Source organism: Janthinobacterium sp. GW821-FHT03C08 (assembly GCF_059420905.1).
The window spans coordinates 71,973-98,890 of record NZ_JBWKUP010000021.1 but is presented as its reverse complement, the minus strand read 5'-3'; the positions used below and the strand labels follow the sequence as shown (position 1 = coordinate 98,890).

Sequence of the window (26,918 nt, the reverse complement as noted above, 5' to 3'; positions counted from 1 at the left end):
GGCGCGGGGTGGGCGGCACGCTGCGCAGCGCGCGCGCGGGCGGCAAGGCGGCCACCTGGATGACGGCCGCCGGCGGCGTGCCGTCCTTTTTCAGGGCGAAGGCCTGGCGGAACTGCAGCGGCGCAAAGCCGTTCTGGCAGAACGACGGCACTTCCGCATAGCCGGCCAGCAGCATGCCGTCGTCGGCCAGCAGGGCGGACAGGTTGGCGATGGCGGCGCGCGTGGTCGGCTTGTCGAAATAAATCAGCAGGTTGCGGCAGAAGATCACGTCGTAATGGCGGCTGTAGGTGGCGGTGTCGAACTGCAGCAGGTTGCCCTGCCTGAACGTGACCTGCTCGCGCAGGGCATCGATGATGCGGTAGGCGTCGTCGGCCACGTGCGTGAAATAGCGCTCGCGAAAGGCCACGTCCTGCGCGCGGAAGGCGTTGCGGCCATAGATGCCGGCCTGCGCCCGCTCGATGCAGCCGGGACTCAGGTCATAGGCGTCGATGCTGAAGGCCTGTTTCGGCACGCCGCCGTCGCGCAGCGCCATGGCCATGGAATATGGTTCCTCGCCGCCGGCGCAGGGAATCGACAGGATGCGCGTGGCGCGTCCCCGTGCCCAGCGCTCCTGCACCAGTTCGACGGTGGCGTAGAACGCCTGCGGGTCGCGGAACAGCCACGACTCGGGCACCACCACCAGCTCGATCAGTTGCGTCATTTCGGCCGGCGTGAGCGCCTGCAGGTAGGCTTGGCTGTCGGCAAAGCCCGTCTGCTCCATGCGCTGGCTCACGGCCCGTTCCGCCACCGATTTCGAGACGGACAGGCCGGTGGCGCGGCGCAGCAGCGATTGCGCCGTCATGCCGCGCTCCCACCTTGAAACAGCAGCGCGCGCACGTCCGGCGACAGCAGGTGGGCCAGTTCCACCAGTTGCACGATGCCGTCCGCGTCGCTGGCCACCTGGCCCAGGAAGGGCGCCGTGGCCACGCCGCTGTCGCCCAGCTTGTGCGGGGCGATGTCGGCGATGCCGCGCACCTGCGAGGCCAGCAGCCCCAGCGCATGCGTGGCGCCATCGGGCGCGCGGTAGTCGACGACGACGATGCGCGTGTCAAACTGGGCCGCCGCCGCCGGCAAGCCTGCCAGGCGCGACAAGTCGATCACGGGCACAGGCGCGCCGTGCAAGTCCATCAGGCCGGCCACGTAGTCGGGCGTGAGCGGCAGCTGCTTGAGCTCCAGCAGCGGCAGCACGCGCACGATGGCGGCCAGGGGCAGGCCGTAGCGGTCGCGTCCGATGTGAAAGACCAGTACTTTCATGGGATCAGATGGTCACGGCAAAGGTCGAGACGCTCGACTGCAGGTCGCCCGCCGCATATTGCAGCTGGTGCACCGCCTCGCTGGTGGCTTTCAGCGATTCCACCGTCTGCTGCGTGGCGTCATTGAGCTGCATCATGGTGTCGGAAATCTGCGAGGCGCCGATGGCCTGCGACTGCATGCCTTGCAGTACGGCATCAAATTGCGGCGTGAGCTTCTGCACCTGGTCCATCACGGACGACAGCTGCTCGGCCACTTGCCGTACCTCGCCCACGCTGCGGCGAATTTCCTCCGAGAACTTATCCATGCCCATCACGCTGGCCGACACGGCCGACTGCATTTCCTTGAGCATTTGCTCGATATCCCACGTGGAGACGGACGTCTGGTCGGCCAGGCGGCGGATCTCGGTCGCCACCACGGAGAAGCCGCGACCCGCTTCACCCGCCTTTTCCGCCTCGATGGCGGCGTTCAGCGACAGGATGTTGGTCTGGTCGGCCACCTTGGTGATGGTGATCAGCACGCTATTGATATTGCTGGCTTTTTCCGACAGGGCGGCCAGCTTGGCATTGATGGAGTCGGTGGCCGAGACCATGTGCTGCATGGTCGAATCCATGCGCTTGAGGTTATTCTGCGCTTCGGCCGTGGCATTCGTCGTGTAGTCGGCGACGGCGGTGGCGTCTTCCATGGTTTTCAGCAGCTGGCTCGTGTTGGCCGAGATTTCCTTGGTGGTGCTGAGGATTTCCACGCTGGTTTGCGCCTGCTCAATGCCCGTGGCTTCCTGCTGGCGCGCCGAGGCGGCGATTTCCGTGGCGGACGTCGTTACCTGGATGCCGGCCTTTTGTACGTTGTTGAGCAGGCTGCGCAGGTTTTCAAACATCTTCGCCAGGCCGTTGCCCAGCTGGCCGATGGCGTCGCTGCCCGTGATGCCGACCTTGCCCGTCAAGTCGCCCGATGCCGCTTTTGAGACCACTTCCAGCAGGGAATCGACCTTGGCGCGCAAGGTATTGGTGGCGGCCAGTTCATTGGCCTGGTTGTCCTGGATGGTTTGCGCCATGCGGTTGAATTCTTCCGTCACCTTGCCCAGCTCGTCGCGCGAGATGATGGCGGCGCGCGCGCCCTGTTCGCCGGCGGCGATGCGGCCCACGGCATCCGTCAGGTTGTTCAGCGGACCGAGGATGGAGCGGCCCAGCAGGTAGGCGATGCCCAGCGCCAGCACGACGCACAGCAGGCCGCCCAGCGACAGGGTCAGCAGCATGGTTTCCTGCAGCCGGCCGGTGGTGTTCGTCCGTTCGGCCAGCAGGCGGTTTTCCTCGGCGGCCGCGTCGTCGAGCAGCTTGTTGGCTTGCACGATGCCGGGCGAGCCGGCGGGCGGAAGCAGGCGCGCCACCGTTTCCGTGGCACCCGGGGCATTGCCCAGCGCGCGGCGTTTTTCGATCAGGGGATTGATCCAGTCCTTGACCCAGGTGGAGCTCAATTGGTCGATCTGGCGGAAGCGTTCCGTCTGCACCTTGTTGTCGGCCGTCATGGTGATGGCTTTTTGCGTGTGCTGGCTCAGCACGGCTGCTTCGTCCGTTTCCGGCGTCAGCGTGGCTTCATTGCCGGTCAGGATATAGCCGCGCGTTTCCACCTGGATTTGCAGGATGGAATTGTGGATCTTGTCGATCTCGACCAGCACTTCCATCGTGTGGCGGTCCCAGGCATTGGCTTCCGACAGCCGCGAAAAGCTATTGTAGGCCACGCCCAGCAGGATCAGGATGATGGCCACGATCGAGCCGAAGCCCAGGTACAGTTTATTCTTGATACTCAGGTCTTTGAACATGGGAGGGCTCCGGAAGCGGGAAGGTCAGCACAATTGCACTGTAGCATTTTGCCATGCGTACAGCAAAATGGGGACAATCCGGGGACGTGGCGGGGCGTAAATCGCGGACGAGTGCGCTGTAAATGCAAAAAAGCCGCCCGAAGGCGGCTTTTGCTGGGAGGAAAGGAAGCGTTGCCGCCCCCCGTCCTGCTTACTTCTGGCCGCGCTTCTCGCGGGCGATGGCGGCGATGCGCATGCGCAAGGCGTTCAGCTTGATGAAGCCGCCGGCGTCGGCCTGGTTGTACGCGCCGCCGTCTTCGTCGAAGGTGGCGATGTTCATGTCGAACAGCGAATCCGTCTTCGAGTCGCGCGAGACGACGATGACATTGCCCTTGTACAGCTTGATGCGTACCCAGCCGTTCACGGTCTGCTGCGTGTGGTCGATCAGGGTTTGCAGGGCAACGCGCTCGGGCGCCCACCAGTAGCCGTTGTAGATCATCGACGCGTAGCGCGGCATCAGGTCATCTTTCAGGTGGGCCACTTCGCGGTCCAGCGTGATCGATTCGATGGCGCGGTGGGCTTTCAACATGATGGTGCCGCCCGGGGTTTCGTAGCAGCCGCGCGATTTCATGCCGACGTAGCGGTTTTCCACCAGGTCCAGGCGTCCCACGCCATGCTTGCCGCCAACCTTGTTCAGTTCGGCCAGCACGGTGGCGGGCGACATGCGCACGCCGTTGATGGCGACGATATCGCCTTTTTCGTATTCGATGTCCAGGTATTCCGCTTCGTCCGGCGCCTTTTCAGGGCTGACGGTCCAGCGCCACATGGTTTCTTCCGCTTCGGCGCTCGGGTTTTCCAGGTGGCGGCCTTCAAAGCTGATGTGCAGCAAGTTGGCATCCATCGAGTACGGCGCGCCGCCGTTCTTGTGCTTCATGTCGATTTCGATGCCGGCGTCTTCCGCGTACTTCAGCAGTTTTTCGCGCGACAGCAAATCCCACTCGCGCCACGGGGCGATGATCTTCACGCCCGGTTTCAGCGCGTAGGCGCCCAGTTCGAAGCGCACCTGGTCGTTGCCCTTGCCGGTCGCGCCGTGCGAGATGGCGTCGGCGCCCGTGGCGTTGGCGATTTCGATGAGGCGCTTGGCGATCAGCGGACGGGCGATCGAGGTGCCCAGCAGGTATTCGCCTTCATACACGGTATTGGCGCGGAACATCGGGAAGACGAAGTCGCGCACGAATTCTTCGCGCACGTCTTCGATATGGATGTTTTCCGGCTTGATGCCGAACTTGATGGCCTTGGCGCGTGCCGGTTCCAGTTCTTCGCCCTGGCCCAGGTCGGCCGTGAAGGTGACGATTTCGCACTGGTAGTTATCTTGCAGCCATTTCAGGATGACGGAGGTGTCCAGTCCGCCCGAATAGGCCAGGACTACTTTTTTAATGTCGCTCATATTGCTTCCAGTTGTCGTTGTCTATGTATGTAGTGCGATGCTGCCAGGTTTTCTGCAGTGCCTGGCGAATTAGCTGATTTTACCGAGTAACAGGTATTCGATCAGGGCTTTTTGCACGTGCAGGCGGTTTTCCGCCTCGTCCCACACCACCGATTGCGGGCCGTCGATGACTTCGGCGGCCACTTCCTCGCCGCGGTGGGCGGGCAGGCAGTGCATGAACAGGGCGTCGGGCGCGGCGCGGGCCATCTTCGCGCCATCGACGATCCAGCCGTCGAAGGCGGCGATGCGGGCCGCGTTTTCCGCTTCGTAGCCCATGCTGGTCCACACGTCCGTGTTGACCAGGTGCGCGCCTTCGCAGGCGTCGGACGGGTTGTCGAAGAAGGTGTAGCGCTCGGTCTTGACTTGCGACAGGTCGATGTCGTAGCCCTTCGGCGTCGAGACGTTGACGTGGAAGCCGAACACTTCGGCCGCCTGCAGCCATGAGTACAGCATGTTGTTGGCGTCGCCGATCCAGGCGACGACCTTGCCGGCGATCGAGCCGCGGTGTTCGATGTAGGTGAAGATGTCGGCAAAGACCTGGCACGGGTGGTGTTCATTCGTCAGGCCATTGATCACGGGCACGCGCGAATTGGCGGCGAAGCGCTCGATGATCTCCTGGCCGAAGGTGCGCACCATGATGATGTCGCACATGCGCGACATGACCTGGCCCGCGTCTTCCACCGGCTCGCCGCGGCCCAGTTGGGAATCGCGCGTGTTCAGGTAGATGGCGGCGCCACCCAGCTGGTGCATGCCGGCCTCGAAGGACAGGCGCGTGCGGGTCGAGTTCTTTTCAAAGACCATCACCAGGGTGCGGTCGATCAGCGGATGGTAGATTTCGTAGTTCTTGAACTTGCGCTTGATCAGATGGGCGCGTTCGATCACATATTCATACTCTTCCAACGTGAAATCGGAGAACTGGAGGTAGTGCTTGATCGGTTTTTTTGTCGACATAATGACCACTTGAAGATGCGCAGGCCGCCGGCGGCGTGCCTTTCCCGCCGGGTTGCATCAGCGTACAACATCTCGTGCTGATGACTGCCTCGCCCGGCGCGCTGCTGTGTTGATCGGTGCCCGTGCCGGTTTGTCGCGCGGGCCGATGCGGTTTGCCAAGTTGAGAATAATGCAATGGCAAGTACTTCAGCCGTTCAATTATAAGGGTTTTGCTTTTAGATTGGAAAGACCGTCCGGCCGCGTACTTGTATAGGCAAGCACGCGGACCCTTGCGCCGCGCTAATAGATGCTGGCCGGCGCGGCCCCGTCCAGCTGGGGCGCCACGAGCGGCAGGTCCAGCGTGAAGCGCGTGCCGGCGGGGCTGCTGGCCACCTGGATGGTGCCGCCCAGCAGGGCCGTGACGATGTTGTAGCTGATCGACAGCCCCAGGCCGCTGCCGCCCTGGCCCAGTTTGGTGGTAAAGAAGGGGTCGAAGATGCGCGACAGGTACTGTTCCGCGATGCCGCCGCCATTGTCTTCAAACACGATCTGCACGCGGGCCGCTTCCACCGTGGCGGACAGGCGCATGCAGCCCGTGCCGGCGCTGCCGTCGTTGTGCCGCTGGTCGAAGGCATGCAGCAGGGCATTGTTGATCAGGTTGGTGATCACCTGGCCGAACGGGCCCGGATAGCTGTCCATGGCGATGCCGAAAGCGATGTCCGTTTCGATGCGGTGGCCCGAGCTGCGGATGCGGTTCATGACGGTGGCGATGATTTCATTGCTCACTTGCTGCAGATCAAACTGGCGCCGCTGCTCGGTGGTGCGGTCGACGGCCACCTGCTTGAAGCTGTTGACGAGTTCGGCGGCGCTGTGCAGGCCGCGCATCACCAGCGCCGACGCCTTGCCCGCGTCCTCGATATAGCTGGCCAGGTCGGAGCGGCGCAGGCCGGGGCCGTTCATCAGGCGTTCCACGTCTTCCGTCTTCTGCTGCATGGTGCTGGCGATCAATAAACTGTTGCCGATCGGGGTATTCAGTTCATGCGCCACGCCGGCCATCAGGGACCCGAGGGCGGCCAGCTTTTCCTGCGATACCAGTTGCGTCTGGGCATCTTGCAGCTGGCGGTAGGCGCTGGCGTTGTCGAGCGCGATGGCGCCGTACGCGCACAGGGTGCGGAAGATCAGCCGCTCGCGTTCGCCATACGCGTTGGCATGGCAGGCCTGCACCGTCATCACGCCCAGCACGCGCTCGCCCACCATCAGCGGCACGTACAGCACGCTCTGGTTATGCAGGGTGCCGGGCACGGTGTAGGCATGGCGCTTCAGGGGCACCTGGGCGATGTACACTTCGCGCCGGCCCAGCAGGCAGCGCACGGAGTAGGCGCGTGGATTGCTCAGTGGAATGGCGTTGTCGGGCAGGGGCCGGCCCGCTTCCATGCCGTGCGCGCGCCGCAGCGCCGTGCCGGGCGCATCGAGCATGTAGACGGCGAACGTGTTGACGGGAAGCAAGGCGTGCACGTGGCGGTCGAGCACCTGGAACACGGCGCTGGCGTCCAGGTGGGTGGTGATTTCCTGGCCGATGGCCGACAGCCGCTCCAGGGTGTCGCTGGTCTGCTGCAGCACTTCGGCGCGGCGCGCCTCGGAGGCGGCCAGTTCGCGGTGGTGATAGCCTTCCGAGCGCGCATGTTCCGTCTGGTGGTGCACCTGCATGGCGATGGCGCGGTTGGTCGCTTGCTGCGTGTGGCTCTTTTCCCGCGCCACGCCCGCGTCGAGGGCGATATCGTAGGCGCGCGCGTAGTCGCCCGCATGCGCATACTCGCGCGCCAGGGCGTCGAGCAGCTCGCCGGGCGGTACATAGCCGTCGATGGAGGCGGCTACCTGCAGGGCCTGGTGCAGGAAATGCAGGGCGGGATTGCGCTCCAGCATGCCCGGCGGCGGCGGCAGCTCGTGGCGCGCATGCAGCATCGCCAGCACGCGCAGGGCCGCCACCTGGTGCATGGCGTCGCCCTGCGCCGTGGCCAGCTGGCACGCCCGCTGCGCCGCCTGGTGGGCTTCCTCCGGGCGGTCCAGGTAGGACAGCGCGTGGGCGCTGCCGCGCTGGGCCATGCTGCGGAAGTCGGCCTGGCCCAGCGCTTCGGCCCGCTGTGCCAGGCGGCTGAAGGCGTCGAGCGCCGTGTCGTAGTCGCCCTTGTCCAGGCTCAGCTCGCCCAAGTGGAACAGCGCGTTCGCATACGTGCGCGCCCCGGACACGGGCGCAAGGATGTGCAGCGCTTCGCGCAGCAAGTCTTCGGCGGCGCTCAGGCGGCCCAGCTTGCGCATGGTTTCCGCCGTATGCGTCTGGCAGGCGCCGATGCTGCGGGGCCAGCCCGTCGGGCGCGCCAGGTCCAGCGCGCACTGCATCCATTCCAGCGCCGATTCGTGGTCGTTGAGGCTGGCGAAACAGTCGCCGATATTGATGGCGGCCGTGATGGCTCCTCGCATCTGGCCGCTTTCCAGGGCCGCTTCATAGCTTTGCATGTAGTGGCCGGCGGCCGCGCCCAGGTCGCGCGAGGTGTGCGCCAGCAAGCCGCGGAAGTCATGCACCCAGGTGGCCAGCGGCGCGGGCAGCTTGCCGTTGTCGGGCAGGAAGCGGGCGCCCCACTGGGCCTGGGCGGCCGGCGCGTCGCGCAGGACGGCCCAGCGTGCCGTGGCCGCGTCGGCCAGGCTGGCGCGCGCCGTGTCGCCGGCGCCGCGCGCCTGTTCGCTTGCCGCCTGCAGTTCGGCGTCGCAGCGGGCATGGTCGCCGCGGTCGACGGCGATCGAGGACAGCAGCCAGTGCACGTCGGCGCAGCCGGCGCCGTCGCCGTGCGCGCACAGGGTGGCGTGTGCCGCCAGGGCCAGGTTTTCCGCTGCATCCAGCGCGCCTTGCAGCCAGGCCACTTCCGCCTGCACCAGTTGCAGGCGTGCCTGTGCCTGCGCCAGGGCGCCCGGTGCCAGCCCGGCCAGCGGCAGCAGCTGGCCCGCTTCTGCGCCCAGTTCACTTGCCCGCACGCAATCGCGTTGCCGCAAGTGCCAGGACAGCAACAGCAGCAGGGGCACGCGCTCGGTGCCGCGCAAGGGCTGCAATGTATTTTCCCACTGCGCTATTTCGTGTTCGAGCGCGAACATTTCCATTCGACAAATCTCCCCGCGGCGCCAGCCTGCAAGGGATCAGGCTGTACTCCATCGCATTGTAAGCTGCAAACGGGGGTAATTGTTCAGTGTGCCGGACAGGTTTCACTGCCGGCGCAGCGCAGGGCGAGCGGTGGCTCCCTGCGCATGCTGGCCCGCTTAGCGCGACACGAGGCGGACGGATTGCGTGCCGTCCAGGCGCATGGCGCTGCGGCTGTCGGCGGGCATGCGCAGGCCTGGCAGCACCTGGGCGTCGTCGATGACCACATGTTCGCCGGCGTTGCTGAAAGCGAAAGAGGCGCCGCGCCGCGTGACGAATACCCCTGGTCCCTGCGGGAACAGTTCCACTTCCGCCTTGTCGTGGTGTTCCAGCTTGTCGCTCAGGCGGCCAAAGAAGTGCAGGTTATCTTCGCGCACGACGAGCAATTGTTCGTTCGACAGCTGATACACCTGTTCGATCTGCCCGGCTTCCTCGGCAGTAACGCGGTAGGGCGAGCTGACGCTGACGCGTACGCTGTCGGTCGGGGTGGGGGCGCTTTGCGCCAGGGCGGCAGTGCTGGCCAGCGACAGCAGGACGGCGGCGGCAATCGGGAAGAGACGTGAGTTTTGCATGACATTCACCTTCAATCAGGGTTGAGGATAAGGGATTAGACCGGGGCGTCACTGCGAGGTTTCCTGCAGGGACAGATGTCAAGGTAGCAAACGCCCGTCGCCATCGCCAGCGCCAGGCGATGAAGCGCCCGTTTCATGCGCTGGAATGCAGAAAAGCGGTGGTGAACGGTTTTTGGGATTAAACGTGGAAAGCAGGCTCGGCTGCAAAATTAAATTTTGCCAGGCCGTCTGTTGGTGGCGTGATATTCGATGCCGGGGCTGCCCCCGGCACCGGGGTCAGTACAGCGTCTGCGCCGATTCGTGCAGCAGCTGGCCATACAGGGTATGGCGCATCTTGGCGATCTTGCCTTCGGACAAAGCTTGCAGGATGGCGCACTGCGGCTCGATCAGGTGGCGGCAATTGTAAAACTTGCAACCTCCAAGATAGGGCTGGAATTCGCGGAAGGCCCGCTCCAGCATGCCTTCGGACAGGTGGTACAGGCCGAATTCCTGGAAGCCGGGTGAATCGATGATGGAGCTGTTCGCGGCCAGTTCGTTGAGCTTGTACAGGCGCGTAAACGTCGTCGTGTGCTTGCCCGTGTCCAGCGCGGCCGAGATTTCGCGCACGGCGATGTCGGCGTCCGGCACCAGCAGGTTGATCAGGGACGACTTGCCCATGCCCGACTGGCCGATCAAAATCGACGACTGGCCCGCCAGCAGGGGCGCCAGGGTTGCCACGGCATGTTCCGGTTCGGCGCGCGCCGACACTTCATGTACCGGGTAGCCCAGCGAGGAATACGGCAGCAGGCGTTCGCGGGTTTTTTCCAGCGAGGCCGTCACGTCCGTCTTGTTGAGGATGATGCGCGCCTCGATGCCGGCCGCGTCGGCCGCCACCAGCGAGCGCGAGATCAGGTCGTCGGCAAAGCCCGGTTCCGTCGCGACGACGATGAATAGCTGCGTCAAATTGGCCGCCAGTAATTTCGATTTGTACTGGTCGGAGCGGTACAGCAGGGTCTTGCGTTCCTCGATGCGGTCGATGACGGCCTGGTCGTTGGAGGTGCGAGTCAGGTGCACGATGTCGCCCACGGCCACATTGGTTTTCTTGCCGCGCGTCACGCATTGCAGCTTGGCGCCGTCCACGTCGGCCAGGTAATGGCGGCCGTGGGCGGCGATGATGACGCCCGTCAACTTGCCTTCGCTCATGGGGCCACCTGGCTGCTCTGGTAGATGAGGTCTGCCTTGGCGGCGCAGATGAAGTCGTTTTCGGACAGGCCGCCGGCGCCCTGGTTGACCGAGTGCGTGTCGTAGCGCACGGCGCAGGTTTTGTAAGTAATGATGAGCTCCGGGTGATGGTCTTGCGTGTGGGTCATATAGGCCAGGGCGTTCACGAACGCCAGGGTCTGGTAGTAATTCTTGAAGCCGAAATCGCGGCACAGCTTGCCATTTTGCAGCGTCCACTGGGGCAGCAGGGCGTGCAGGGTGGCAATATCCGTGTCGCCCAGCGCCTGCTGGCGCGGTGCGCAGGACAGTTGGGCCAGGTCTTGCAGGGTCGATGGCGTATTCATGTCGTAGCCCCTTTCAGGTGGCGGATGCGCACGCTGGCCGGCGGATGGCTGTCGTAGAAGGCCGAGTGCAGCGGGTCGGGCGTCAGGGTCGACGCATTGTCTTCGTACATTTTCACGAGGGCCGAGACCAGGTCGTCCGCCTGCGTGTGGGTGGCGGCGAAGGCATCGGCCTCGAATTCGTGCTTGCGCGAGCTGAGCGAGGTCAACGGTCCCAGCAGGAAGGTGAAGACGGGCAGCACCAGCATGAACAGCAGCAGGGCCAGTGCATCCGTCGGCTGGCCCGTCAGGGCCAGGGCCACGGGATCGACGCCCAGGCCTGCATAGAACCACGGCTGCGTCTTCAGGAAGCCCAGCAGCGCCAGAAAGCCCAGCGAGACGGCGAACATCATGGCGATGCGCTTGACGATGTGCTTGAGCTTGAAGTGGCCCAGTTCATGCGCCAGCACGGCTTCGATTTCCTGCGGCGCCAGGCGCGACAGTAGGGTGTCGAAGAAGACGATGCGCTTGTTGGCGCCAAAACCCGAGAAATACGCATTGCCGTGGGCGCTGCGCTTCGAACCATCCATGACGAACAGGCCCTTCGAGGCGAACCCGACGCGCTGCATCAAGCCTTCGATGCGGCTTTTCAAGGATTCGTCGGCCAGCGGCGTGAATTTGTTGAACAGGGGAGCGATTACGGTAGGAAACAGCACCATCATCAGCAGCTGGAAGCCGCTCCAGACGAACCACGCGTACAGCCACCACAGGCCGCCCGACTTGGCCATCAGGGTCAGCACGACCCAGATGAGGGGCAGGCCGATCGCCGCGCCCAGCAGCACGCCCTTGAGCATGTCCGTGAAGAACAGCTTGCGTGGCATGGTGTTGAAGCCGAAACGTTGTTCCAGCACAAACTGGCGGTAGTAATCGAAGGGCAGGTCGATCAGGCCGGAAATGGCCGCAAAGGCGGCGATCAGGCCGATCTGGTACAGCATGGGTGAACCCGCGCCCGTCCATTCATTCAGGTGCAGCGCCAGCCATTGCAGGCCGCCCAGCAGGGTAAAGCCGATCAGCACGGCATAGTTGACCAGCAGGGTCAGCAAGCCAAACTTGGTCTTCGCCACCGTGTAGTCGGCCGCCTTCTGGTGCGCGGCGAGGGGGATCTTTTCCGCGAATTCGGCGGGCACGGCGGCCCGGTGCGCCAGCACGTGGCGGATCTGCCGCGACGCCAGCCAGAAGCGCACGGCCAGGGTCAAAACGAGGACGGATACAAACAAAATCGAAAACGCGAGTGAATACATTCTGTGCCTGTGAGAAAATGGCTGATTATTTAGTTTGATTAGGCCAAGAGAGAATTATGTCACAAGCGACCGACTTAACCGCATCCACCTCCGCTCCCGTCGTCCCGGCACGTCCCAACGAGATGAACCTGGTCTGGGTCGACATGGAAATGACGGGCCTGGAGCCCGATACCGACCGCATCATCGAAGTGGCGGTGGTGGTGACGGACATGCACTTGAACCTGCTGGCCGAAGGCCCCGTGTTCGTGATCCACCAGTCGGATGAAACCCTGAACAAGATGGATGCCTGGAACAAGGGCACGCACGGCCGCTCCGGCCTGATCGACAAGGTGAAAGCGTCGACCGTGACGGAAGCGCAGGCGGAAGCGGAGCTGATCGCGTTCCTGAAGACATACGTCCCGGCAGGCAAGTCGCCCATGTGCGGCAATACCATTGGCCAGGACCGCCGCTTCATGGTGCGCGGCATGCCGAAGCTGGAAGCATTCTTCCACTATCGCAATGTTGATGTATCGACGCTGAAAGAACTGTGCAAGCGCTGGAAGCCGGAAATCGCCACCGGTTTCAAGAAGCACCAGAAGCACACGGCCCTGGCCGACATCCTCGAGTCGATCGAAGAGCTGAAGTACTACCGCGAGCACTTCATCAAGCTGTGATGTGAAGACGCCTCGCAAAACCTGCTGCGCGTCGGTATAGACGGCCTGCGATGCTCACCGTACCTTCGTACGGTTGCGCTTCTCAGCCACCTCTCCCTTCCGCTCGCTACGGTTTTGCGAGGCGTCGCGAAGTTTCCGTTACAATCGTTTCAAAGTCGAATTCGAGGCTGTGCCAAGCCCCATCCTCATCCCGCCACTCCAGCGCAAACGGCTCCGTTTGCCGTAGAGCCGTAATCCAGCGCACTTCGCCCGGCTGGCGAAAATAGGTCGTGCACTGGCCGAACGGCTGCCCCAGCCGGCACAACACCAATCCCTCGCCCGCCACGGCGCACCATTGCTCATTGAGATCGATCAAGGCCACGGCCGGGTCGCCATAGAATTCGCCCAGGCTGGCGTGACGCCCATCGGCGGCCGTTACCCTGGCATGTTCGTATTCGTGCTGCACAATATAGTCGGCGCTGCGCGCCAGTTCGTGTGTCGTCATGCGGTCTCCACGGTAGGCCAGACGGTTTCCTGGTCGGCGCGCGCCTCGGCGATCAGCCATTCGCAGAAGGCATGCACGAGGGGTCGGGTTTCCGCCTGGGGCGAGCGCAGCAGATAGTAGCAGTGGGGGCCGCGCACGGCGTGTTCGAACACGCGCACCAGGCGGCCCGAGCGCAGATCGTCGCCGATCAGGGGGCTGGCGGCGATGGCCACGCCCTGGCCGCTGGCGGCCGCGTCCAGGCACAGATAGGTATGCGAGAAGCGCGCGCCGCTGTTGCCGCTATTGCCGCTGTAATGCACGCCGCAGCTGTGCAGCCAGCGCGTCCAGTCGATTTCGCCGGGCAGGTGCACTTCCGGCTCGTCGTGCAGCAGCGGGTAGCGCAGCAGGTCGGCGGGCTGGCGCAGGCTGGCCGCGTTGGCGCGGAAATCGGGGCTGCAGACGGCGGAAAACCATTCTTCCATCAACAGATCCACTTTCAGTCCCGGATAGCGGCCCGGTCCCAGGCGGATGGCCACGTCCACGCCGTCGCGCGCCAGGTCGACCGGGTGCATGGACGCCAGCACGCGCAGCTCGATCTGCGGGTAGCGGTCGCGCAGGCGCCCCAGGCGCGGCATCAGCCAGCGCGAGACGAGCGAGCTGGTGGCCGTCACCGTCACCACCTTGTCGTCGCCCTGGCGCCGCGCCTGCTCGGACACGTCGGCCAGCTGGTTGAGTATCGGCCCCAGCGCGGCCGCGTAGCGCTGGCCCGCATTCGTCAGCACGACGCCGCGCGGCAGGCGCTGGAACAGCACGATGCCCAGCCACGCTTCCAGCTGCTTCACATGGTGGCCGATGGCGCCGGCCGAGACGTGCAATTCCTCGCCCGCGCGCTGGAAGCCTTCATGGCGGGCGGCCGCCTCGAAGGCGTGCAGGGCGGCAAGTGGTGGCAAGGGACGTGACATGGCACTCTTCAAGAGATTGAGCCTCAGTAATATTCGGCCTATCCGTGAAGAATATTGGTTTGTTTCATTTTGCGCAAGCGAATATGATGCCGTCATTGCGTGAAGCGACCCGCAATAGGATTCACGCATGCACATCTCCCGGCCCTGCTGGGCATTTATATTTACAACGTTACAACGCCTGGGAAAACCGTCGCGCTACGCAGCAGGTTTACCCTGGCGTACTCATAGAGGTTTAGTCATGTCTGATCGCCGCGCCGTTGCGCTGGTGTTGCTGTCTGCCGCCGGTTTCGGCAGTTCCGCCGTGTTTGCCAAGGCGGCCTATGCGTCCGGGGTCAACCCGTCGACCATGCTGGCCTTGCGTTTCGTCATCGCCGCCATGCTGTTGCTGCCCCTCGTGTGGCTGGGCGGCTGGCGCCTGCCGCGCGGCCGCCTGCTGGCCGGCTACATGCTGATGGGCCTGATGTACACGGCCCAGTCGCAAGGCTATTTCAATGCGCTCATGTATGCCAGCAGCGGGCTGTGCGGCATGCTGCTGTACGTGTATCCCGTGCTGGTGACGATATTGGCGCTGGCGCTGGGCTGGGAAAAGCTGGACCGGCGCATGCTGGTGCTGCTGGCGCTGGCCATCGCCGGCATGGCCACCACCCTGGGCGGCAAGCTGCAGGGCCAGCCCATCGGCATCGCCCTGGCGCTGATGGCCGCCGGCGTCTACGCCGTGTATATCCTGTTTGGCAACAGCCTGGCGAAAAGCCCCGAGAATATTCACCCATTGGCCGCTTGCGTGGTGATCCTGGGCACGGCCGGCCTGGCGAATACGGCGATTGCCACGTGGCAAGGCGTGTCCTTGCCGGGCACGGCGACGGGCTGGCTGGCCGTCAGCGCCATCGCCCTGTTTTCCACGGCCATTGCGATTGCCGCCTTCTTTGCCGGCGTGGCGCAGATCGGCGCGGCCAAGGCGTCCATCATTTCCACGTTCGAGCCCGTCATCACGATGGCTTTCGGCGTGACCCTGCTGAAGGAATCCGTCAGCGGCACCCAATTGCTCGGTGGCGCCATGGTGCTGACGGCCGTGATCCTGCTGGCCCAGCGCTCCACTCCGAAGCAGGCAGCGACGCCTGCCGCCATGCCAGGCGCGCAAGCGAGCGCCTGATCCCTGTTTTTCCTGAACTGATCGGCTGCGTCGATCGGTCTCCTTTGCGCCGCGACGGGTTTCCTGTCGCGGCGCTTTTTTTTCATATCGCCCCTGGCGCGGCACGCGGACACAAATAAGTCTTGATTGCGAATGATTCTCATTTATAATCGATGTCAAGATTCCCCACCACCAGCCAGCCGTCTGCATGCCAGCCAGTGTACGCCTTGAAAGGAGACACCGTGTCGAGCATGCCCCCTGTTTGCAATACCGAGTTGATCGCTGGCGAGTTCGCCCGTCTGCGCCGCGAAAAGAAAGCCCGCCACCGCGACATCGGCGAGGAACTGGCCATTTCCGAGGGCGAGCTGATCGCCGCGCACGCGGGCCTGTCGCTGGCCGATGGCGCCTTGCTGGGCGCCGAGCGCCTGCGGGGCGACTGGCCCGCCATCGTCGCCGCGCTCGAGCCGCTGGGCGAAGTCATGGCGCTCACGCGCAACGCCTCGTGCGTGCATGAAAAGACGGGTGTCTACCGCAAGGCCAGCCACAACAACCATGTCGGCCTGGTCCTCGGTGGCGACATCGACCTGCGCGTGTTCTACCGCCAGTGGGCGCATGGCTTCGCCGTACGCGAGATGGGCGAACACGAGGTGCAGCGCAGCCTGCAGTTCTTCGATGCGGCCGGCAACGCCGTGCACAAGATTTTCATGCAGCCGCAAAGCGAGCTGACGGCCTACGATGCGCTGGTGGCGCGTTTTGCCGACGCGGACCAGGCGGCCGGCATCGCCGTGACGGCGCCGGCCGCGCCGCCGGCGGAACTGCCCGACGCGCAGATCGACGTGGCCGGCTTTCGCGCCGGCTGGGCCGACCTGCGCGACACGCATGAGTTTTTCACTCTGCTGAAAAAATACTCGGTCTCGCGCCTGCAGGGCCTGCGCCTGGCCGAGTCCCGCTTCGTGCAGCCGCTGGACAAATCCTGCGTGCTCGACCTGCTCAACGACGCGGCCCGCGAAAAAGTCGCCATCATGGCTTTCGTCGGCAACCCGGGCATAATCCAGATCCATTCCGGCCCCGTGCACAAGATCGCCGTGATGGGACCATGGATCAATATCCTCGATGCACGATTCAACCTGCATTTGCGCGAAGACCATGTCGCCAGCGCCTGGGTGGTGAAAAAGCCCACCGTCGATGGCCTGGTGACGTCCGTCGAACTGTTCGACGCGAAGGGCGACACCATCGTCATGTTCTTCGGCGAACGCAAGCCGGGCGTGCATGAACTGTGCGAGTGGCGCCATATCGTCGAAAAAGTGGCGCAGGAGGGCGAATTATGCGCCGCATGATCGCCGCCAGCGTGGCGCGTCGCATCGCGCTGAAAAAAATGGGGGCGGGCGCCCTGGCCCTGGCCGCGCCGATGCAGGTGCTGGCGGCCGTGTCCGACGCGGGCAAGCCGCAGGTGAAAGCGCGGCGCATCGTCAGCGTCGGCGGGGCCCTGACGGAAATCGTCTATGCGCTCGAGGCGCAGGGCGAGCTGGTGGGCGTCGATACGACATCGCTGTATCCGGCCGTGGCGCAGCAGCTGCCGCAGGTGGGCTATGCGCGCACCCTGTCTGCCGAGGGCGTGCTGTCGCTGGCGCCCACGCAGCTGATCGCCACCGAGGAAGCGGGGCCGCAGACGGTGCTGCGCCAGGTGCGCGACGCGGGCGTGCCGGTGGCGGTGCTCAATGCGAATAACAGATTCGAAGGCTTGCTCGAACGGGTGAAGCAGGTGGGCCAGATCACGGGACGGCCCGATCCGGCCGCGCGCCTGGCGCAAAGCCTGCAGCAGCAGTGGAGCGGCGTCCTGGCGAAAGTCCGGCAGCGCCAGCATGCGCCTGTGCGCGTGCTGTTCATCCTTGCCCATGCGCCGAACCAGGTGATGGTGGGCGGGCGCGAGACGGGCGCCGACGCCATGCTGGCGTATGCGGGCGCCGTCAACGTGATGGGCGGGCAGGGCGGCCAGGGTGGATTCACCGGCTACAAGCCGCTCACGCCGGAAGCGGTGATCGCCGCGCGGCCCGATATCGTCCTCGTCACGGACCAGGGCTTGAAGGCGTCGGGCGGCGTGGACGGCATCCTCAAACTGCCGGGCCTGGCGCAGACGCCGGCCGGGCGCAAGCACCGCATCGTCTCGCAGGAAGCCATGCTGCTGCTGGGCTTTGGACCGCGCATGCCGCAGGCGCTGGCGGACCTCGATGCCGCCTTTGCGCAAGCCATGGCCGCATGAACGTGGCGGCGCTGCTCCCTGCGCGCGGCCGCTCCTGGCGCATGTCCTGGCACATGCGGCGCTGGGGCGCCGCCGGCCTGCTGGCCGCCGCCCTGGCTTGCGGCCTGCTCCTCGCCGTGCAGGCGGGCGCCGTGCCCGTGGCCCTGGCCGACTGGCTGGCGCCGTTTCAGGCGGGCGACGCGGCGCTGTCCGGCGGCGCCTACGTGCTGTGGCATATCCGTTTGCCGCGCGCCCTGTTCGCCGTGCTGATCGGCGCCGCGCTGGCGCTGGCCGGCGGCTTGACGCAGGGCCTGTTCCGCAATCCCCTGGCCGACCCCGGCCTGCTGGGCGTGAGCAGCGGCGCCGCCTGCGCGGGCGCGGCCACCATCGTCTTTGCGGCCAGCCTGCACGTGGCGCCCGAGCTGCGCGTGTGGCTGTTGCCTGCCGCCGCCTTTGCCGGCGCCATGCTCATCTGCGTGCTGCTCGACCGGGTGGCCCTGTGGGCCACGCCCGGTTCCATCGTCGGCCTGCTGCTGACGGGCGTGGCGCTGAACGCCATCACGGTGGCCGTCATGGGCCTGTGCATCTACCTGGCCAGCGACGAGCAGTTGCGCACCCTGACGTTCTGGACCCTCGGCTCGCTGTCGGCCGGCAGCTGGCGCCAGGTGGCGGCCCTGCTGCTGGTGCTGGCGGGCGCCCTGTGGGCCACGCGTTTCCTCATGCGCTCATTGAATGCGCTGGCGCTGGGCGAGGCGCAAGCCTTGCACGTGGGCGTCGACGTGGGCCGCCTGCGCACGCAGGTCATCGTGCTCGTGGCCGCGCTGACGGGCTTTGCCGTCGCCTGGTGCGGCGGCATCGGCTTCATCGGCCTGATCGCGCCGCACCTGGTGCGTACCTGGCTGGGCGCCGACCAGCGCAAGGTACTGCCCCTGGGGATGCTGATGGGGGGCTTGCTGCTGCTGTTGGCCGATACCCTGGCGCGCACGGTGGCCATACCCGCGGAAGTCCCCGTCGGCATCTTTACGGCCCTGCTGGGCGGACCATTCTTCCTCTTGCTGCTGCGGCGCTTCCGCCACGGCACGGCCTAGCAGGAACGACCATGACGCCTCTACTTGAACTGCGCTTCGCCACCACCCGCCTGGGTCAGCAGTATTTCGGCCCCTTCAATGTGCGGGTAGCGCCCGGCGAGCGCATCGCCATCCTCGGCCCCAGCGGCGCGGGCAAGTCGACCCTGCTCAAACTGATGGCGCGCGAACTCCATCCGCAGTCGGGCCAGGTGGCGTTTGCCGGCCGGCCGCTGGCGCAGTGGCCGCTGGCGGACCTGGCCCTGCGCCGCGCCGTCCTGCCGCAAGGCTCGAACGTGGCCTTCGGCCTGCTGTCGGACCTGGTGATCGGCCTGGGGCGGGTCGCGCGCCTCGTCGATCCGCAACTGGAGCGCATCGTGCAGGAAGCGGCCGCCCTGGCGCACGCCACGCATCTGCTGGGGCGGCGCCTGGACACCATGTCCGGCGGCGAACAGGCCAGGGTGCAGCTGGCGCGCATCTTCGCGCAGATGTGGGATGTGGAGGATGGCCTGATACTCGTCGACGAACCGCTGGCGGCGCTCGATCCCGGCCTGCAGTTCGACCTGCTCGACAGCCTGGAAACGTTTTGCGCCGCGCGCGGCCATGCCGTCATCGCCATCCTGCACGACATCAACCACGCCTTGCCGGGATTTGACCGCCTGTTGCTGGTGCGTTCGGGCCAGCTGGTCGCCGATATCGCCAGCGATGCCGGCGCCGTGCCCGCCCTGGCGGACCTCTATGGCATCGCCCTGACGACGGCGACCAGCAGCGATGGCCACGTGTGCGTCATCCCTGCCAGAAGCGCCGTGCGCAGGGCCGCCTGAATCCACTCACCACACGTCCGCCGCGCGCGGCCGCGCCATCCGGCCGCTGCCCAGCAGCCATACCATCAGGGCATCGGCCTGCTCGCGCGTGGCCGCCACCTCTTGCAGGATGCCGAAGGCCTTCATGGCGCCGGCCGCCAGCGCCTGCAGGCGCGCGCGTTCCTCGGCATTGGCCTCGATGGAGACCAGGCCGCGGCAAAGGGCCCCCAGCGCCACCTTGTTATGCTTGAGCCACAGGCCGCGGCGCTTGCGGTCGACGTGAGCCTCGTCGCTGCGCTCTGCTTCGAACAGCAGGACGAACGGCTCGCCGTGGCGCAGCAGGGCGTCCATGTCGTTTTCCCACAGCGGGGCATAGCCGGCGACGGCCGTTTCAGGGCGAAAGCGCACGACGGGAAAGTCGCTGACGTCGTGGATGGAAAAATGCGCGGGATGCGGTTTCATGGTGTATTGCCTTCCGTTGTGGATGAGAGGGATTGCCAGCCACCGCCCAGCGCCTTGTAGACCTGGACCAGCGACAGCGACGCGGTGGCGCGACTGTCGACCAGCGCCGCTTCGTTGTTCAATAAGGTGTTTTGCACGTGCAGCACGTTGAGCAAGTCCGTGCCGCCCTGGCGGTACCGCAGTTCCGCGCTGTCCAGCGCGCGCCGCCCCTGTCTGACGGCTTCGGCGAGGCTGGCCTGGCGCCGTTCGTTGGCCTGGTAGGCGGACAGCGCATCTTCCACCTCGTGCCAGGCGGCCAGCACGGTCTGGCGGTAGGCGATGGCTGCTTCCTGCTGCTGTGCCTCGCGTAATTGCAGCTTGCCGCGCAGGCGGCCGCCATCGAACAGGGGCACGCTGAAGCCGGGACCGAAGGCAAAGCGTTTGGCATCCCAGCCGATGTCGGACAGCTGCATGGCCTGCAGGCCGATGCTGCCCGAGAGCGTGATGCGCGGATAAAAATCGCCGTGCGCCACGCCGATATTGGCCGTGGCCGCGTGCAGCTGCGCTTCGGCGCGGCGGATGTCGGGACGCCGTTCGGCCAGGCTGCTCGGCACGCCCAGCTGCACCTGCACCGGCATGGCCATGGCGGGAACGTCCCGGGTCGCCGCCAGTTCCGCCTGCAAGGCTTGCGGCGGCAGGGCCAGCAAGAGGGCGAGGGCATTGCCCAGGCGCGCTTCGCGCTGCTGCAGCTGCGGCAGGCGCGCTTCGATGGTAGCCACGTGGGCCGCCGCTTCGGCTTCGTCGAGCTGCGTCGCCACGCCTTCGCGCAGGCGGATGCGGGTCAGGTCCAGCGTATGGCGGGCGATGGCGAGCAGCTGCTGCGTGATGGCCAGCGTCTGCTGCGCGCCGCGCAGCTCGATGTAGTCGCGCACCGTCTCGGCCAGCACGGCCAGCAGCACGCCGCGCTGCGTCTCCAGCGCCACGTCGACGTGCGCGTCCGCCGCTTCCACTTCGCGCCGCACGCGGCCCCACAAATCCAGTTCCCAGGCCGCATCGAGGTTGGCTTGCCACAGGCTGTAGGCGGACTGGCCGTTCAGGCGCGACGGGTCGCTCAAGCCTTGCGCGCTGTTGCGCGCGCGGCTGGCGCCGCCATTCGCGCCCAGCGACGGGCCTTGTGCGGCGCCGGCCACGCCGCGCGCGGCACGGCTTTGCTCGAGACGGCTGCCGGCCGCCAGAAGGTCGAGGTTGGCGCCGGCGGCGCGCTGCAGCAGGGAAGACAGGGTGGCGTCGCCAAAGCTGTCCCACCAGCGCTGCTCGATGGCGCCATCCTCGCTTGCGGCGAAACGGGCATGCGCCGCCTGGCGCCATTGCTGCCCGAGGTCGTTGTGCGGGCGCTGGAAATCGCTGCCGACGCTGGCGCAGCCGGCCAGGCCAAGGGCGGTGAAGAGTATCAGTGCTTTCATCGCGCGCTCACCTGTGCCGGGGCTTGGCGGCGCACGGCCGTATCGATGCGCACTTCCGCCGACATGCCCACGCGCAGGCGGTGTTCGCCATCCTGGCCGGGATCGAGCGCGATCCTGACGGGGATGCGCTGCACCACCTTGGTGAAGTTGCCGGTGGCGTTTTCCGGCGCGACGGCGGCAAACGTCACGCCCGTGGCGGGGGCGATGCTGTGCACGGTGCCGCGCAGGGGCGCGCCCGGATAGGCGTCAATGGCGATGCTGGCGCGCAGGCCCTGGCGCACGTGCGTGAGCTGGGTTTCCTGCAGGTTGGCGACGACAAAGCTGCGGTTCAGGGGCACCACGGCCATCAGGCTGGCGCCGGGCGCCACCAGGGCGCCGACGCGCACGGCGCGGCGTCCCACGATGCCGTCGATGGGGGCGCGCAGCTGGGTATGCGACAGATCCAGTTCGGCGCGCTGCAGGCTGGCCTGCGCGCGCAGCAGGGCCGCGTCAGCCGCGCCTTGCTGCGCCAGCAGGATCTCCGTTTGCTTGCGCGTGGCGACGAGGGCGGCGCGGTTCTGTGCCAGGCGCGCGCGGCTCACGTCGGCGCGCGATCGCGCCTGCTGCGCATTCTGCACGCTGCCCGCGCCCTGGCCGGCCAGGTGCGTCGAGCGGGCCAGTTCCTGCTGCGCCAGCGTGTCTTCCGCCTGGTTGGCATCGACCAGGGTGCTGGCCTGGTCGATGACGGCTTGCTGGCGCTGCACGGTGGCGCGGGCATTGGCCAGCTGCGCTTCGGCGCCGGCGACTTCGGCGCGGGCGGAGGCAGCTGCTGCCTGGTAGTCGCGGTCGTCGATGCGCGCCAGCAGCTGGCCCGCAGTGACAGCCTGGTTGTCTTCCACCAGCACTTCGCGCACGATGCCGCCCACCTTGGGCGAGAGCACGGTGTAGTCGGCGCTGACGAAGGCGTCGTCGGTGGCTTGTTCGTCGCTGCGGGCAAACAGCAGCTGCCAGGCGCAAAAGGCGAGGGCGCAGGCCAGCAGGGCCAGGCCGAGCAGAAAGGCGCGTGAGCGCAGTATGTTTTTTTGCATGGGGATGCTCTTTCTTGAAATAAAAATCAGGCGGCGCGCGGCGGAAAGACGCGCGTCGGCAGGATGGGGATGATCAGGATCATGGCCAGCGCGATGGCGGCCACGGTCAGGTACAGGTCGGACGAGGTCAGGGTGACGACTTGCGCATGCATGCGCGCACTCAGGCCCGGCACGTCCACGGCGCCGGGCAGGTTGCCCAGGCGTTCGCTGAGCACCGTCGAGTGAAAATGGTTGCGGCGCGTGACCAGCGCATCGAGCACGGCGCCGGCGACGACGGCCGACATGCCCTTGATGGTGTTGAACCAGGCGGACGCAAACGGGCCATCCTGCGGCGCCAGGCCCGTGGTGGCCAGCAGCAGCAAGGGAATCACGGCCATGGGCTGGGCGAAGATCTGCACGGCTTGCAGCAGGTAGAAATGCGTGCGGATCCAGTCCGGCGACATGCGCGCGCCCAGCACGCAGGACAGGGCCAGCAGGGCCAGGCCGATGGCCAGCACCCAGCGGCAGTCGACGGCGCGGATATTGCACAGGGCGGCCACCAGCGGCAGGGCGACCAGCTGCGGCAGCGCCACCATCAGCATCACGGGCGCCGTCTGCAGCGGTCGGTAGCCATGCACCTGCGCCAGGTAGGACGAGGGGATCAGGATCACGGCCAGCAGCACGAACAGCACCCCGCCCAGGGTCAGCAGGGCGTGGCTGAGGTTGCGCCGCGACAGCAGCTGCAGCTTGAAAAACGGCAGCGGGTGCGACCATTCGTTGATGAAGAACAAGACGAGCAGCAGGAGGCCGCCGCCCAGCAGCACGCAGACCAGGGGCGAGTGGAACCAGTTCAGGCGTTCGGCCTGCAGCAGGCCCACCACCAGCATGCTGATGGCGGGCAGGCCCAGCAGCAGGCCGCGCCAGTCGAACTGGCGCAGGCGCTCCAGGCGCAGCGGGTCTTGCGGCAAGCCCCACGACACCATCAGCAGGGCGGCAATGCTGCCCGGGACGACTTGCCAGAAAGCCCAGCGCCAGCCCAGGTACTCGGTCCAGAAGGCGGCCAGCGGCGTGCCCAGGCTGGGGCCGAAGGTGGCGCTCAGCGCATAGCCGCCCAGGCCATACAGCTTGATGTGCGGCGGCAGGAAGCGCAGCGCCACCGTCATCAGCATGGGCGGCAGGGCGCCGCCGGCCGCGCCCTGCACCACGCGCAGGACGATCAGCACGGGCAGGTTCGGCGCGAAGGGGCACAGCAGGCCGGCGGCCATGCAGGTGATGATGGCTGCCGCCGTCAGGCGCCGCAGCGAAAACGTGACGGAGCACCAGGGCGCAAACGCCATGGCGGACACCGAGGCGGCCGCGTACAGGGCGACGAGCCAGCTGGCGTCGTCGCGCGAAATGCCCATGGCGCCGCGGATGTCGGCCAGGGCGATCTTGGTGATGTTTTCATTCAGGCCGGCCACCAGCACGGCCAGCAGCACGCCGGCCAGGCCCGTGGCCAGGCGCGGGCCGAAGGCGGCCGGTGCCGGTGGCACGGCGGCAGGAGGGGATGGCGCGGCCGCGGGGGCGGCGCCGGGTAGCGGTACAGCGGACACAGGGAACTCCGTGGATGGGGATCAGTCCACGCAGTATAGGTAGCCGTTAATCTTGTGAAAATTGATAATTAAGGAATGTTCAATTGCGTCTGGCGCAATGATTGCTTGCGCTGTCAGCCGGCGCTGCACACGTCCTTGAGCATCCGGCGCAGCCACTTGTGCGCGTGGTCGTTGTCCAGGCGCGGGTGCCAGGCCTGCACGATTTCCACGCTGTCGACGGGCAGCGGCAGCTCGAACGACGTGAGTTTTAGTCCCAGGCGTTCGACGATGGGCAGCATGTGGCGCGGCATCAGCGGCAGGATCAGGTTGGAATCGGCGACGGCGAAGAGGGCGGAGTGAAAATTGGCCGTGATCAGCGAGACGCGGCGCGCGTGGCCCCGCTCGGCCAGCCGCGTATCGAACGGCCCGCGCGCCAGGCCCCGGCGCGAGACGCTGACATGGTCGTAGGCAGTGAAGCGGGCCAGGTCGACGGGGGCGTCAAAGATAGGATGGCCAGTGCGCGCGATGCCGACGAAGGAGGTGGTAAACAGGCTTTGCAGCTTGATGTCGGGCGCGAAGCTGCGCCGGGAGCTGATATACAGGTCGATGCGGCCCGCCTGCAAGGCGTCGCCGTCCGACTCGCCATCGCCTTCAGGCACGAAGCGCAGCACCGTATTGGGCGCATGGCTGGCCAGCAGGTCGCGCAGCTTGCCGCCGTAGGCGCCGACAAACACGTCGTTGGCGCGCAGGCTGAAGGTGCGTTCCAGGGTGCGCAAGTCGATTTCGCGCCCCGACGTGAAGACGGCGTGCGCCTGCTCCACCACGCCGCGCACCTGCTCGCGCAGTTCCAGCGCGCGCGGCGTGGGCGCCAGGCCCCGTCCCGAGCGCACGAAGACGGGGTCGCCGATGGCGTCGCGGATGCGCGCCAGGGTGCGGCTCATGGCCGGCGCGCTCAGGTTCATGCGCCGCGCGGCGGCCACGGCGCTGCCTTCCTCGAGCAGGATGTCGAGGGCGACGAGCAGATTCAGGTCGGGGAGTTTCATGCGGCGATTATAGCCCGGGGGGGCAGCGCCAGCGCTGCGCCGGCAGGACGCCGGCGCAGGGGGAGTGCTACTGCGGTATTACTCGGCTGCCGGCTCGGCGCCGCAGCATTTTTTGTACTTCTTGCCGCTGCCGCAAGGGCAGTCGTCGTTGCGGCCCACTTTCGGCTCGTCGCGCTTCATGGTTTGCACGGGAGCCTTGCGGCGCGGTACCCAGAAACGGTGGATGGCCGGCAGGTTCGCTTCCAGTTCCTGCGCCAGCTTGTGCGCCTTGACCGGGTCTTCCACCAGTTTCAGTTCTTCTTCCTTGATTTCGTCGGCGCCCAGCAGGTAGATCGGCTGCATCAGCGCGGCCACTTCGGAATCCCAGATTTCGTTCCACGAGCCGGGACGCAGTTCCATGCCGTCCCAGAAGCCCCAGCACCATGCTTCGGCGTCGATCAGGGTCTGGCCTTCGTAGTCGTGTTCGACGAACAGGGCCTCGAATTCCTTGGGCGCCACTTCAAACGTCACCAGCACTTCGTTCATGAAGCGCATGATCAGGTTGACGATGCGCTCTTCTTCCTTGCTGTTCTTGAATTTCGGCGCATCTTCGGCATTTTCGCCCCACACGCGCGGCAACCACTCTGCCGGCATGATCGGTTCCGGGCCGATGGCCACGGCCGTCAGATAGCCGTGCAGCATATCCATGGTCATGGCATCTTCGGAGCACCGGTCCGACAACAGGAATTGGTCTAATTCGTCAAATTCTTTTTCTGATAATGGCTGTTCGAGTGACATGGCTTGCTCTTTGATGAAATGTAAGGCGCCAGTATACGCCTTGCGGCGCTTCATCACCGAAGTGTTTGCACCGGCGGCCCGCGCGCGCCTTACAATGTCGCTCATGCACAATGAAAACCAGCCGCACGAGGACGACCGGCCCGTCCATCCCTTTTCCGCCCTGAGCCCCGATTGCGTGCTCGATGCCCTCGACAGCGTGGGCTTGCGCGGCGATGGCCGCCTGCTGGCCCTGAACAGCTATGAAAACCGCGTCTACCAGGTGGGCATCGAAGACAGCGCGCCCCTGGTGGCCAAGTTTTACCGCCCCGAACGCTGGAGCGACGCCGCCATCCTGGAAGAACACGCCTTCGTGTCCGAGCTGGTCGAGCGCGAAATTCAAGTCGTTCCCGCGCTGGCCATCAACGGCAGCACCCTGCACCAGTACCAGGGCTTCCGCTTTGCCGTCTTCCCCCGCCACGGCGGCCGCGCGCCCGAGCTGGACGACCCGGCGACCCTGGAATGGATAGGGCGCTTCATCGGCCGCATCCACGCCGTCGGCGCGCTGTCGACCTACAAGGAACGCCCGGCGCTCGACCGCCAGACGTTTGGCGTCGAACCGCGCGAATTCTTGCTGGAGGGCAACTTCCTGCCGCCCGAACTGCTGGCCGCCTATTCCAGCGTGGCGCAGCAGGCGCTCGACGGCGTCAAGCGCTGCTACGACCGCGCGGGCGACGTGGCCGTGCTGCGCACGCATGGCGATTGCCATGGCGGCAACGTGCTGTGGACGGACGCCGGTCCCCATTTCGTCGACTTCGACGACAGCCGCATGGGTCCTGCCATCCAGGACCTGTGGATGATGCTGTCGGGCGAGCGCGGCGACCAGGTGCGCCAGATGAGCGACATCCTGGCCGGCTATGAGGATTTCTGCGATTTCGACCCGCGCCAGTTGTACCTGGTCGAAGCGCTGCGGACCCTGCGCCTGATCCATTATTCGGCCTGGCTGGCGCGCCGCTGGGACGATCCCGCCTTCCCCGTCGCCTTCCCGTGGTTTAACACGCAGCGCTACTGGCAAGACCGCATCCTGGAATTGCGCGAGCAGGTGGCGCTGATGGACGAAGCGCCTTTGTGGCCCATCTGAATGCATATTTTGCCAATAAAACCGTAGCGAGCGGCAGTGATTTGCGTCCGAGAAGCGCAACTG

General features: G+C 65.9%; 25 protein-coding genes. 7 read left to right on the top strand and 18 right to left on the bottom strand.

Annotated features, from left to right (window positions below; genetic code table 11):
* The 10 genes from AC07VL_RS24905 to AC07VL_RS24860 all read right to left on the bottom strand — a co-directional run.
* Positions 1-841 (bottom strand): CheR family methyltransferase (locus tag AC07VL_RS24905; RefSeq protein WP_494808213.1); only part of this gene is annotated, 841 nt, incomplete at its 3' end.
* Positions 838-1,293, bottom strand: a complete 456-nt coding sequence (locus tag AC07VL_RS24900; protein WP_494808212.1) for a chemotaxis protein CheW — start codon at positions 1,291-1,293, stop codon at positions 838-840. The genes AC07VL_RS24900 and AC07VL_RS24905, both read right to left, overlap by 4 nt.
* Before the next feature lie 4 nt (positions 1,294-1,297).
* Positions 1,298-3,109, bottom strand: coding sequence for a methyl-accepting chemotaxis protein (locus AC07VL_RS24895; RefSeq protein WP_494808211.1), 1,812 nt, complete (start codon positions 3,107-3,109; stop codon positions 1,298-1,300).
* A gap of 190 nt (positions 3,110-3,299) precedes the next feature.
* Complete coding sequence (locus AC07VL_RS24890) at positions 3,300-4,535, bottom strand: argininosuccinate synthase (protein WP_086140762.1); 1,236 nt, start codon at positions 4,533-4,535, stop codon at positions 3,300-3,302.
* 69 nt (positions 4,536-4,604) lie between these two features.
* Positions 4,605-5,525 (bottom strand): ornithine carbamoyltransferase, encoded by a 921-nt coding sequence (gene argF, locus AC07VL_RS24885; RefSeq protein WP_494808210.1) that lies wholly within the window; start codon positions 5,523-5,525, stop codon positions 4,605-4,607.
* Positions 5,526-5,804: 279 nt separating this feature from the next.
* Positions 5,805-8,654 carry an ATP-binding protein gene (locus AC07VL_RS24880; RefSeq protein ID WP_494808209.1) on the bottom strand — a complete coding sequence of 950 codons (2,850 nt, stop codon included), beginning with the start codon at positions 8,652-8,654 and terminating at the stop codon, positions 5,805-5,807.
* A gap of 156 nt (positions 8,655-8,810) precedes the next feature.
* The gene (locus AC07VL_RS24875; RefSeq protein ID WP_494808208.1) at positions 8,811-9,263 is read right to left on the bottom strand and encodes a hypothetical protein; all 453 of its coding nucleotides are present in this window, start codon (positions 9,261-9,263) and stop codon (positions 8,811-8,813) included.
* A gap of 276 nt (positions 9,264-9,539) precedes the next feature.
* Complete coding sequence (rsgA, locus tag AC07VL_RS24870; RefSeq protein ID WP_494808207.1) at positions 9,540-10,445, bottom strand: ribosome small subunit-dependent GTPase A; 906 nt, start codon at positions 10,443-10,445, stop codon at positions 9,540-9,542.
* On the bottom strand, positions 10,442-10,807 hold the full coding sequence (locus AC07VL_RS24865; protein WP_494808206.1) for a 4a-hydroxytetrahydrobiopterin dehydratase: 366 nt from the start codon (positions 10,805-10,807) through the stop codon (positions 10,442-10,444). Before AC07VL_RS24865 ends, rsgA begins: the two co-directional genes overlap by 4 nt.
* Positions 10,804-12,084, bottom strand: coding sequence for a M48 family metallopeptidase (locus tag AC07VL_RS24860; RefSeq protein ID WP_494808205.1), 1,281 nt, complete (start codon positions 12,082-12,084; stop codon positions 10,804-10,806). Before AC07VL_RS24860 ends, AC07VL_RS24865 begins: the two co-directional genes overlap by 4 nt.
* 56 nt (positions 12,085-12,140) lie before the next feature.
* Between AC07VL_RS24860 and orn the strand changes: the two genes are divergently transcribed.
* Complete coding sequence (orn, locus tag AC07VL_RS24855; protein WP_494808204.1) at positions 12,141-12,737, top strand: oligoribonuclease; 597 nt, start codon at positions 12,141-12,143, stop codon at positions 12,735-12,737.
* A gap of 106 nt (positions 12,738-12,843) precedes the next feature.
* Here the strand turns inward: orn and AC07VL_RS24850 are convergent, their stop codons facing one another.
* Positions 12,844-13,221, bottom strand: coding sequence for a hypothetical protein (locus tag AC07VL_RS24850; protein WP_494808203.1), 378 nt, complete (start codon positions 13,219-13,221; stop codon positions 12,844-12,846).
* Entirely contained in the window at positions 13,218-14,162 is a 945-nt protein-coding gene (gcvA, locus tag AC07VL_RS24845) for a transcriptional regulator GcvA (protein ID WP_494808202.1), read from the bottom strand. The genes AC07VL_RS24850 and gcvA overlap by 4 nt, the downstream gene beginning before the upstream one ends.
* Positions 14,163-14,400: 238 nt before the next feature.
* Between gcvA and AC07VL_RS24840 the strand changes: the two genes are divergently transcribed.
* From AC07VL_RS24840 to AC07VL_RS24820, 5 genes are all read left to right on the top strand, one after another.
* Positions 14,401-15,312: a DMT family transporter gene (locus AC07VL_RS24840; RefSeq protein ID WP_494808201.1), complete on the top strand. Its 912-nt coding sequence runs from the start codon at positions 14,401-14,403 to the stop codon at positions 15,310-15,312.
* A 230-nt stretch (positions 15,313-15,542) separates the two neighbouring features.
* On the top strand, positions 15,543-16,628 hold the full coding sequence (locus tag AC07VL_RS24835) for a hemin-degrading factor (protein WP_494808216.1): 1,086 nt from the start codon (positions 15,543-15,545) through the stop codon (positions 16,626-16,628).
* A complete protein-coding gene (locus AC07VL_RS24830; protein WP_494808200.1) occupies positions 16,616-17,551 on the top strand; it encodes a heme/hemin ABC transporter substrate-binding protein in 936 nt (311 codons plus the stop codon). Before AC07VL_RS24835 ends, AC07VL_RS24830 begins: the two co-directional genes overlap by 13 nt.
* A gap of 41 nt (positions 17,552-17,592) precedes the next feature.
* Complete coding sequence (locus AC07VL_RS24825; protein ID WP_494808199.1) at positions 17,593-18,618, top strand: FecCD family ABC transporter permease; 1,026 nt, start codon at positions 17,593-17,595, stop codon at positions 18,616-18,618.
* 11 nt (positions 18,619-18,629) lie between these two features.
* A complete protein-coding gene (locus AC07VL_RS24820; protein WP_494808198.1) occupies positions 18,630-19,418 on the top strand; it encodes an ATP-binding cassette domain-containing protein in 789 nt (262 codons plus the stop codon).
* Between the two features lie 6 nt (positions 19,419-19,424).
* Here the strand turns inward: AC07VL_RS24820 and AC07VL_RS24815 are convergent, their stop codons facing one another.
* From AC07VL_RS24815 to AC07VL_RS24790, 6 genes are all read right to left on the bottom strand, one after another.
* Positions 19,425-19,859 carry a hypothetical protein gene (locus AC07VL_RS24815; RefSeq protein WP_494808197.1) on the bottom strand — a complete coding sequence of 145 codons (435 nt, stop codon included), beginning with the start codon at positions 19,857-19,859 and terminating at the stop codon, positions 19,425-19,427.
* Positions 19,856-21,301: an efflux transporter outer membrane subunit gene (locus AC07VL_RS24810; protein WP_494808196.1), complete on the bottom strand. Its 1,446-nt coding sequence runs from the start codon at positions 21,299-21,301 to the stop codon at positions 19,856-19,858. The genes AC07VL_RS24815 and AC07VL_RS24810 overlap by 4 nt, the downstream gene beginning before the upstream one ends.
* Positions 21,298-22,368 carry an HlyD family secretion protein gene (locus tag AC07VL_RS24805; RefSeq protein WP_494808195.1) on the bottom strand — a complete coding sequence of 357 codons (1,071 nt, stop codon included), beginning with the start codon at positions 22,366-22,368 and terminating at the stop codon, positions 21,298-21,300. The genes AC07VL_RS24810 and AC07VL_RS24805 overlap by 4 nt, the downstream gene beginning before the upstream one ends.
* Positions 22,369-22,394: 26 nt before the next feature.
* Positions 22,395-23,939: an MFS transporter gene (locus AC07VL_RS24800; RefSeq protein ID WP_494808194.1), complete on the bottom strand. Its 1,545-nt coding sequence runs from the start codon at positions 23,937-23,939 to the stop codon at positions 22,395-22,397.
* A 113-nt stretch (positions 23,940-24,052) separates the two neighbouring features.
* Positions 24,053-24,961 carry a LysR family transcriptional regulator gene (locus AC07VL_RS24795; RefSeq protein ID WP_494808193.1) on the bottom strand — a complete coding sequence of 303 codons (909 nt, stop codon included), beginning with the start codon at positions 24,959-24,961 and terminating at the stop codon, positions 24,053-24,055.
* A gap of 78 nt (positions 24,962-25,039) precedes the next feature.
* A complete protein-coding gene (locus AC07VL_RS24790; protein WP_494808192.1) occupies positions 25,040-25,738 on the bottom strand; it encodes a UPF0149 family protein in 699 nt (232 codons plus the stop codon).
* 103 nt (positions 25,739-25,841) lie between these two features.
* Between AC07VL_RS24790 and AC07VL_RS24785 the strand changes: the two genes are divergently transcribed.
* Positions 25,842-26,855, top strand: a complete 1,014-nt coding sequence (locus AC07VL_RS24785; protein ID WP_494808191.1) for a serine/threonine protein kinase — start codon at positions 25,842-25,844, stop codon at positions 26,853-26,855.
* Positions 26,856-26,918: the final 63 nt, after the last annotated feature.

Bases quoted from the DNA above. Each gene is read 5' to 3' on its own strand.
- AC07VL_RS24900 (WP_494808212.1), bottom strand. From the start codon at position 1,293: ATGAAAGTACTGGTCTTTCACATCGGACGCGACCGCTACGGCCTGCCC.
- AC07VL_RS24895 (WP_494808211.1), bottom strand. From the start codon at position 3,109: ATGTTCAAAGACCTGAGTATCAAGAATAAACTGTACCTGGGCTTCGGC.
- AC07VL_RS24890 (WP_086140762.1), bottom strand. From the start codon at position 4,535: ATGAGCGACATTAAAAAAGTAGTCCTGGCCTATTCGGGCGGACTGGAC.
- argF (WP_494808210.1), bottom strand. From the start codon at position 5,525: ATGTCGACAAAAAAACCGATCAAGCACTACCTCCAGTTCTCCGATTTC.
- AC07VL_RS24880 (WP_494808209.1), bottom strand. From the start codon at position 8,654: ATGGAAATGTTCGCGCTCGAACACGAAATAGCGCAGTGGGAAAATACA.
- AC07VL_RS24875 (WP_494808208.1), bottom strand. From the start codon at position 9,263: ATGCAAAACTCACGTCTCTTCCCGATTGCCGCCGCCGTCCTGCTGTCG.
- rsgA (WP_494808207.1), bottom strand. From the start codon at position 10,445: ATGAGCGAAGGCAAGTTGACGGGCGTCATCATCGCCGCCCACGGCCGC.
- AC07VL_RS24865 (WP_494808206.1), bottom strand. From the start codon at position 10,807: ATGAATACGCCATCGACCCTGCAAGACCTGGCCCAACTGTCCTGCGCA.
- AC07VL_RS24860 (WP_494808205.1), bottom strand. From the start codon at position 12,084: ATGTATTCACTCGCGTTTTCGATTTTGTTTGTATCCGTCCTCGTTTTG.
- orn (WP_494808204.1), top strand. From the start codon at position 12,141: ATGTCACAAGCGACCGACTTAACCGCATCCACCTCCGCTCCCGTCGTC.
- AC07VL_RS24850 (WP_494808203.1), bottom strand. From the start codon at position 13,221: ATGACGACACACGAACTGGCGCGCAGCGCCGACTATATTGTGCAGCAC.
- gcvA (WP_494808202.1), bottom strand. From the start codon at position 14,162: ATGTCACGTCCCTTGCCACCACTTGCCGCCCTGCACGCCTTCGAGGCG.
- AC07VL_RS24840 (WP_494808201.1), top strand. From the start codon at position 14,401: ATGTCTGATCGCCGCGCCGTTGCGCTGGTGTTGCTGTCTGCCGCCGGT.
- AC07VL_RS24835 (WP_494808216.1), top strand. From the start codon at position 15,543: ATGCCCCCTGTTTGCAATACCGAGTTGATCGCTGGCGAGTTCGCCCGT.
- AC07VL_RS24830 (WP_494808200.1), top strand. From the start codon at position 16,616: ATGCGCCGCATGATCGCCGCCAGCGTGGCGCGTCGCATCGCGCTGAAA.
- AC07VL_RS24825 (WP_494808199.1), top strand. From the start codon at position 17,593: ATGTCCTGGCACATGCGGCGCTGGGGCGCCGCCGGCCTGCTGGCCGCC.
- AC07VL_RS24820 (WP_494808198.1), top strand. From the start codon at position 18,630: ATGACGCCTCTACTTGAACTGCGCTTCGCCACCACCCGCCTGGGTCAG.
- AC07VL_RS24815 (WP_494808197.1), bottom strand. From the start codon at position 19,859: ATGAAACCGCATCCCGCGCATTTTTCCATCCACGACGTCAGCGACTTT.
- AC07VL_RS24810 (WP_494808196.1), bottom strand. From the start codon at position 21,301: ATGAAAGCACTGATACTCTTCACCGCCCTTGGCCTGGCCGGCTGCGCC.
- AC07VL_RS24805 (WP_494808195.1), bottom strand. From the start codon at position 22,368: ATGCAAAAAAACATACTGCGCTCACGCGCCTTTCTGCTCGGCCTGGCC.
- AC07VL_RS24795 (WP_494808193.1), bottom strand. From the start codon at position 24,961: ATGAAACTCCCCGACCTGAATCTGCTCGTCGCCCTCGACATCCTGCTC.
- AC07VL_RS24790 (WP_494808192.1), bottom strand. From the start codon at position 25,738: ATGTCACTCGAACAGCCATTATCAGAAAAAGAATTTGACGAATTAGAC.
- AC07VL_RS24785 (WP_494808191.1), top strand. From the start codon at position 25,842: ATGCACAATGAAAACCAGCCGCACGAGGACGACCGGCCCGTCCATCCC.